This window comes from Candidatus Aminicenantes bacterium (genome assembly GCA_026393795.1).
In the GTDB taxonomy this organism is placed as follows: Bacteria; Acidobacteriota; Aminicenantia; order UBA2199; family UBA2199; genus UBA2199.
In genome coordinates this window covers 1-2,320 of the sequence record JAPKZL010000004.1, presented here as the reverse complement: position 1 = coordinate 2,320, position 2,320 = coordinate 1, and the positions used below count along the sequence as shown (strand labels likewise).

General features: G+C 58.1%; 1 protein-coding gene and 1 pseudogene. Both read left to right on the top strand.

What is annotated here, in order from left to right; translation table 11 throughout:
• Positions 1 to 835: pseudogene (locus tag NTW95_00305) on the top strand (potassium-transporting ATPase subunit KdpA).
• Between the two features lie 12 nt (positions 836 to 847).
• A partial coding sequence (gene kdpB / locus NTW95_00300) for a potassium-transporting ATPase subunit KdpB (protein MCX6555867.1) occupies positions 848 to 2,320 on the top strand: 1,473 nt, incomplete at its 3' end.

Here is a 2,320-nt window from a genome sequence, read left to right as displayed (position 1 = left end):
ATTTTGTTCCTGGCCAGCCTGCTGGTTTGCTGGACGGCCGAAAGCAAAGGAAATTCCAGGTTCAAGGATTTGGCCATGTCCAGCGGCGGCAACATGGAAGGCAAGGAGGTTCGTTTCGGGATTTTCAATTCGGCTCTGTTCGCCACCGTAACCACCGATGCCAGCTGCGGCGCCGTCAACTCCATGCACGACTCCTTCACCCCGCTGGGCGGGCTGATGCCCATGCTCAACATCCAGCTCGGAGAAGTGGTGTTCGGAGGGGTGGGATCGGGCCTTTACGGCATGCTGATTTTTGTCATCCTGGCCGTATTCATCGCCGGATTGATGGTCGGCCGGACCCCGGAATATCTCGGTAAAAAGATCGAAGCCGCGGATGTCAAGCTCTGCGTTTTTTACGTTCTGGTTTCAGCCATTTTGATCCTCGGTCCGGCCGCCTGGGCAACAGTCAGCCGCTGGGGGGTGGCCGGGCTGGGCAACCACGGCCCGCATGGCTTGAGCGAAATACTGTACGCTTTTTCTTCTGCTGCCGGCAACAACGGCAGCGCTTTTACGGGTTTATCAGCCAACACCCCGGCCTATAATACAATTCTAGGCTTGGTCATGCTGGCCGGCCGTTTTCTGCTTATCGTCCCGGTTCTGGCCCTGGCCGGGAACCTGGCCGCAAAAAAAAACGGTCCCGGCGGGAAGCGGCAGCTTTCCGGTCCATGGCGCGACCTTCATCGTACTCCTGGTCGGTACGATCATCATCGTCGGCTTGCTGACATTTCTTCCCGCCCTTTCGCTTGGACCGGTAGCCGAGCATTTCCTCATGACCGGTTCCGGCAAACTGTTCTAGGAGGCCTCCCCCATGAGATCAGCCGCAGCCTCCATTTTCAATAAAGACATCCTGAAGCAGGCGGTCATCGATTCAATAAAAAAACTCGCTCCCCGCTCCCAAGTAAAAAACCCGGTCATGTTCGTTACCGAATGCTGCGCCCTGCTCACCACGGTTGCCATCTTTCAAAAAAGCGTTGAACCGTTGGGGTTTACCGTTCAGATATCCCTATGGCTATGGTTCACCGTGTTGTTTGCCAATTTCGCCGAGGCCGTTGCCGAAGGCCGTGGCAAAGCCCAGGCCAATTCTTTGCGTAAAACCAGATCCCACACCTTGGCCAATCGCTTCCAGGAAGGCCAAGAGAGCGTGCGGGTGCCGGCGGAAGATCTGCGAAAAAATGATCTGGTGACGGTCAGCGCCGGCGAGATCATTCCGGCCGACGGCGAAGTGATCTACGGTATCGCCACCGTCGACGAATCGGCGATCACCGGGGAATCGGCCCCGGTTATCCGCGAATCCGGAGGCGACCGCAGCGCCGTGACCGGCGGAACCAAAGTGCTTTCCGACAAAATCACCGTCCGCGTTACGGCCAATCCCGGCGAAAGTTTTTTGGACCGCATGATCGGCCTGGTCGAGGGCGCGAACCGGCAGAAGACTCCGAACGAGATCGCCCTGACCATTCTACTTTCCGCACTCAGCATCATTTTTATCGTGGCGATCTTCACCCTGAAATTTTTCGGGATCTATTCCGGGGTATCCTTCAGCATCACCGTACTGGTATCGCTCCTGGTCTGTCTCCTGCCGACCACCATCGGCGGACTGCTCAGCGCCATCGGCATTGCCGGCATCGACCGCCTGGTGCAAAAGAACGTCCTGGCCATGAGCGGCCGGGCAGTGGAAGCGGCGGGAGATATCGATGTGCTTTTGCTGGATAAAACGGGCACCATCACTCTGGGCGACCGGCAATCGGTGCGCTTCATCCCGGCCCCCGGGATAACGATGGAGACCCTGGCCGATATCGCCCAGCTGACTTCCTTGGCCGATGAAACTCCCGAAGGCCGCAGTATCGTCGTGCTGGCAAAAAAACACGGCTTGCGCGGCCGCTCGATCGCTGAAATCCCTAACGCCAGGTTTATCTCATTTTCGGCGCAAACCCGCATGAGCGGCATCGACATCGGCCAGCATCAATTTCGCAAAGGCTCCCCCGACACCATCGCGGCATTCGTCGCAGGGGAGTTTCCGGAAGAGATGAAACGAGTCATTGAAGAAATTTCCCGGACGGGCGGCACGGCGCTGGCTGTGGCCGAAAAGACGTGCGCACTGGGCGTCATCCATCTCAAAGATATCGTCAAAGGCGGTCTCAGGGATCGCTTTACCCGGCTGCGGGCCATGGGCATCAAAACCATTATGATCACCGGGGACAACCGGCTGACGGCGGCCACGATCGCCCGGGAAGCGGGCGTGGACGATTTTCTGGCCGAAGCCCGTCCGGAAGACAAATTGGCG